6 protein-coding genes are annotated in these 4,404 nt (G+C 36.2%); all 6 read right to left on the bottom strand.

The genetic code is table 11. The features are described 5' to 3' along the window. Positions 1-622 (bottom strand): hypothetical protein (locus FP827_04695; protein MBA3052372.1); only part of this gene is annotated, 622 nt, incomplete at its 3' end. Beyond that, positions 609-1,076: a hypothetical protein gene (locus tag FP827_04690; GenBank protein ID MBA3052371.1), complete on the bottom strand. Its 468-nt coding sequence runs from the start codon at positions 1,074-1,076 to the stop codon at positions 609-611. The genes FP827_04695 and FP827_04690, both read right to left, overlap by 14 nt. Further along, positions 1,073-2,233 (bottom strand): VCBS repeat-containing protein, encoded by a 1,161-nt coding sequence (locus FP827_04685; protein ID MBA3052370.1) that lies wholly within the window; start codon positions 2,231-2,233, stop codon positions 1,073-1,075. The genes FP827_04690 and FP827_04685 overlap by 4 nt, the downstream gene beginning before the upstream one ends. Then, on the bottom strand, positions 2,230-2,490 hold the full coding sequence (locus FP827_04680) for a hypothetical protein (protein MBA3052369.1): 261 nt from the start codon (positions 2,488-2,490) through the stop codon (positions 2,230-2,232). Before FP827_04680 ends, FP827_04685 begins: the two co-directional genes overlap by 4 nt. A 123-nt stretch (positions 2,491-2,613) precedes the next feature. Continuing rightward, complete coding sequence (locus FP827_04675) at positions 2,614-3,006, bottom strand: hypothetical protein (protein MBA3052368.1); 393 nt, start codon at positions 3,004-3,006, stop codon at positions 2,614-2,616. A 283-nt stretch (positions 3,007-3,289) separates the two neighbouring features. Beyond that, complete coding sequence (gene bamD / locus FP827_04670; protein ID MBA3052367.1) at positions 3,290-4,273, bottom strand: outer membrane protein assembly factor BamD; 984 nt, start codon at positions 4,271-4,273, stop codon at positions 3,290-3,292. Positions 4,274-4,404 lie beyond the last annotated feature (131 nt).

Genomic DNA, 4,404 nt, shown 5'->3' with positions numbered 1-4,404 from the left:
TAGCCTTTTCATATTCATCTAATGCTTGCTTGGCTATCTTTTTCCTTGATTTGCCATGACTGCTCCGAATTTCTAAAGAATATATATGGCCAAGTTTTCTGTATGCTTCATCGTCATTTGGGGTAATGCGCTGGACATCTTTCAAAATTTTTATACACAAATCTTTATCAAAAAGCGTGAAAAAATTTACTGCATTCATAAGTATTTTCACGTTACTTTTATTACTCTCCACCTGCTTGAGCCATAATTGCTTAGCATCGCTATAAGCGGATTTATCTAAAATAGGATTGAGCTCGGCATATGGGTGACCCGCTATTTCAGACTCCGGGTGATTATTAATAAGCCAACGCACATGTTCTTGTTTTTTCTTGCGGCTACTTTCTGATTTAGAGTGCCTAAAATAATATTTTAGCAACTTTTCCCGTACATTTAGATCCCCTGGGTTCGATAAAAGTTGCTCTTCCAATTTATTCGCTTTTTTCTCTGAAATATTACCTCTATTTCCCGCAATATAATGAATCCCCTTATTAAAAATATAAGTTGAATTCTTAATAGTCAGGAAAATTGCTCCTATAAAAACAACGCAAATGGACACAAACTTAAAAATATTATTTTTTCTCATTACGACTTTCCTCCGCACCACTTTTTCCACTGCTCCCAAAAACCAAACTTCTAATTGTTGTGGCTATGGTTAATACACACAACACAATGCCTATTGAAGTGCCAAATAAGATTGTTGTTATACTAATGCTACCGTCGAGGAATACTGGCAAGGAAATACCTATTATTGCAATAAATGGAAGCCATTTATTAAGTCTTGAAATATGAAAAAATCTGTCCAGAACAAGCAAAGAGATTCCTATAATTAAAAAAGCTGGATCAAATACCATAAATATCGCTAAAAATTGCATGCCGCAAGGTTCATACCAAGGCATTATTTTAAATAAAGATGTATAAATTACCAGCGCCGATAACAATACTAATACCGACAATAAATTAAGAACAACAAATACAAATGACTTCATTATTGATTTTTCCCTTTTAAAAAAGTTCTTGAATGCTTCTATAAAACTCATTCACTATTCCCACGATATTCATATTGCCAAACTTTTCCTGTGCCGCCAATTAAAATTTTCTGACTCCCTGATTTATCCGCATCTATAACACATATCGATTCACATATATCTGGAATAATTTCCTGATATGCGATATTACCCTTATCATCATAAAGATACAGTATCGACCTGCGCCAACTCGCCAGTAACTTAATCAGCACCGCAAAATATTGCGGTTTATCCTTTGTTAAACGAATGGGAGCCGCACAAATATTGAGAGTTTTTATTGTTTTAGGCGCATTATATTTCGCAATGGTTTTGCCCCCAAAATCCATGACATACACCTTTTCATCTTTTCTGCTCGTGATAATATATTCCCGGTCTTTAGATGATGGCCAAGGAGAGATTGTAAACTTATTGAAATATATTTCCGGTCTTACATCACTTAAAATATTCCCCTCTTTATCCCGTATTTTTATGCTCCCGCGAGAATTACTGCTGATTATTTCAAGATTACCATCCTGATTGGTATCCGCCATTTCGATATGCCACGCATTAGAGTCATCACTTTTCCAAATCAATTCGCCATTGCTCTCTAATAGTCGCACCACTCCGCCCCCATTAAAACTCAAAGCGAATTCAAGTTTTCCGTCGCCGTCAATGTCCGCATATCCTAATCCGTTTACTCCTCTTTTGCTGCTGAAAATCCACTCCGGCGTACCATTATGATTCAATAAAAGAACTTTACGGGACCAGGAACCGCCGCTTAAAAATTCGCAAATCCCATCTTTTTCAACATCAATTATTGTAGAATTCATTGCTCTACTGCTGAATATAACCGTTGATATTATTTCGCCATCATCATTGCAAAATATTGCGCCGCCATTTTGATCGCAAGTATCCCATGTAATACCTATTTCAGCGCCTGGCGCTGCATCGAGGTCACCTCTCACTATATTATGAACCCTTCCCAATCGCTTACTTTCAAGAAAAATACTTTTTGAAATGAAACTTTCCCCTACTAAAATTCCCGGTTTAAGAGTTGTCTGCAAAAGTTTCTTATTGCCTGCATAGATATTATTCTGCAAGGACAATACAATAACAAAAAGCATCATAATCTTTTTCATTTTACTGCTCCCGTATTCTTTTGCTAATTTCTTTAAACGACTAAAAATCATTTTTTTTTCTTCCGATGGAACCATTTCTTTAATTTTTTGATCAGGCTTATAACTATACCTAGCACTAAAAACACCACGGCTGGCCACAATGTTATAACATGTAACAGTCCTGGGCCAACTGCGTTCCCTGCGTTTGTATTAATACCCATTGCTTCAAGAAGAACAAGCAATAAAATAGGTCCCGTGCCGAAACCAAGAAGGAGCAAGCCAATTTTTAATATTACATTTATTTTTCTTTTGGGTTGCTCCCTATTCATTTAATGACTCCTCTCTTCTTCATTTATCTCTCCATATACATTTAGACAACAAAAAGACCTAAATTGTTATTACTCATTTTCAAGGCGATAATTTCTATTTGTTTTGCTAACTATATCAAATATCTATTTAACATTGTTTAAAAGTTTTGTTACATAATCCTCATCCAGAAAAACAATCCTGTAAATTTGATCTGAACGAAAATATGCAGTGTCTGTGTAGCCACGGAGCCTTCCGTGCTTTTTAGAATCGCTTAATTTTTCGGTCTCCCCCTCATCGTTAACCCAAAAAATATTCTCTAATTTAAACATTTGAAATTCCTGTGTTTTAGTTGTCAGAGTGTCAACACTTTTTTGATTAATCTGCCCATAATACTCAGGAAAAGACTTATTGTTTCTTCCATCAAATACAGTAACTGCGACCCATAATAGCTTTGAATCCCCAGCGGCGTTTGAACGACTGATAAATGTTGCTGATAACAATATAAGACCAATGATAAAAACGTGGTAAAATTTCATAACAACACCTCCTGATTTTTCATTTACAAACAAATAATTTGTTTGCAGCGCACAACATCTTCGACATCTGGTTTATCATACCAAATGACAGCTCAATTCACAGCAAGAACTGCGGAGATTTACCAGTATTCTACACGAATGTTAGCTTTTTGATGATGAAATTATTACTGCTATTTTTAACAGAAAGAGTGCCTATTCAGGGAATATTAAGGGTATCTCATTTTTGTGTAAGTGAACGAACGTTCCGTTTTCCCTTTTTAAACTCATATTTAAAATTCAACATTCATTTCAGGTCTATGACTTCTTCTTCACTACTGTCCGTATCTTTTATATTCAATAGCAGTTTGTCCATACTAGCCTCTTGCCTCATAGCGGCAAGCCTATCTTCGAGGTCATCCGTATATTTTGAGTTAGGATATTTCATCTTAAAAGCAGCATACGCTTTGTCGGCTTTTTTCTGTTGTTTAAGGCGGCTCGGATACAGTAAAACGAGACTGTAATGCAGATATTCAGTTGAGAATTCGTCCGAATATTTGTCGATACATTTCTCCGCCCACGCGGCCGCCGCCTCATAGTCCTTCTGTCTCTTTAAACAGTAAAATATTGAATTACACGATACGGAAGCGTAAGTCATATCTTTCGTTCTATTTTCAAACGATTGGCGAAATTCCACAAGGGCTTTACTGTAATTTTTTCTGTCCAAATAAATTTTCCCCATACTATAATGAAGCCACACGGCTCCACAACTATCGGGATATTTTTTTAGCGAGTCCAAGGCTATTTCCACAAATTTGTCCGTTTTCTTCTGCCTCCTGTAAATATTAGCAAGAAAACCTAATGCATATTGTTCGTAAACCGTTCCGGGAAATTCTTTAATTATTATGTTCGCCTGACCTTCTCCTTTTTCCAAGTCGTTTTTGTGATAAACATATATGGACATGAGGCTATATCTTATCGTCGAAATAAGGTAACTTTCCGGCCTGTTCTTGATAAATTCGTTACATTTGCGGATTGCCTCATCGTATTTGTTCGTGATACGATAACAATTTATCATTTCCAATTTATATTCATCCGACCATACAGAAGTGGGATATTTTTCAAGAAGATTTTTGTATATATCCTCCGCATTTTCGTATTTTCTGTCCGACCAGAACGCGCGCGCACGCTCAACAAGCGCCTTTTCGCTTTCCGCATTATTCGTAGCACTCGATATAACGACTGAAACCAACAATACAGCAACTACTCCCGAATAATATCTTAATCTCATATTACACTCCTCTTAATGTAAAAGAATGCTGGCGATTCTTCTTTCCTAATTTTTGCGAACGACTAAAAATCATTTTTTCTTCCTTTTCTTTCACCAACCTGACCAATCTTAATCCGCCCACAATTCCTGAC

It is taken from the genome of Candidatus Omnitrophota bacterium (genome assembly GCA_013791745.1).
In the GTDB taxonomy this organism is placed as follows: Bacteria; CG03; CG03; order CG03; family CG03; genus CG03.
Note: the sequence above shows the minus strand (reverse complement) of the source record. Positions and strands in the feature narration are given on the sequence as shown.

Excerpts from the sequence above, each read along its gene's own strand:
- FP827_04690 (MBA3052371.1), bottom strand. The coding sequence starts at position 1,076 with ATGAGTTTTATAGAAGCATTCAAGAACTTTTTTAAAAGGGAAAAATCA.
- FP827_04685 (MBA3052370.1), bottom strand. The coding sequence starts at position 2,233 with ATGATTTTTAGTCGTTTAAAGAAATTAGCAAAAGAATACGGGAGCAGT.
- FP827_04680 (MBA3052369.1), bottom strand. The coding sequence starts at position 2,490 with ATGAATAGGGAGCAACCCAAAAGAAAAATAAATGTAATATTAAAAATT.
- FP827_04675 (MBA3052368.1), bottom strand. The coding sequence starts at position 3,006 with ATGAAATTTTACCACGTTTTTATCATTGGTCTTATATTGTTATCAGCA.
- bamD (MBA3052367.1), bottom strand. The coding sequence starts at position 4,273 with ATGAGATTAAGATATTATTCGGGAGTAGTTGCTGTATTGTTGGTTTCA.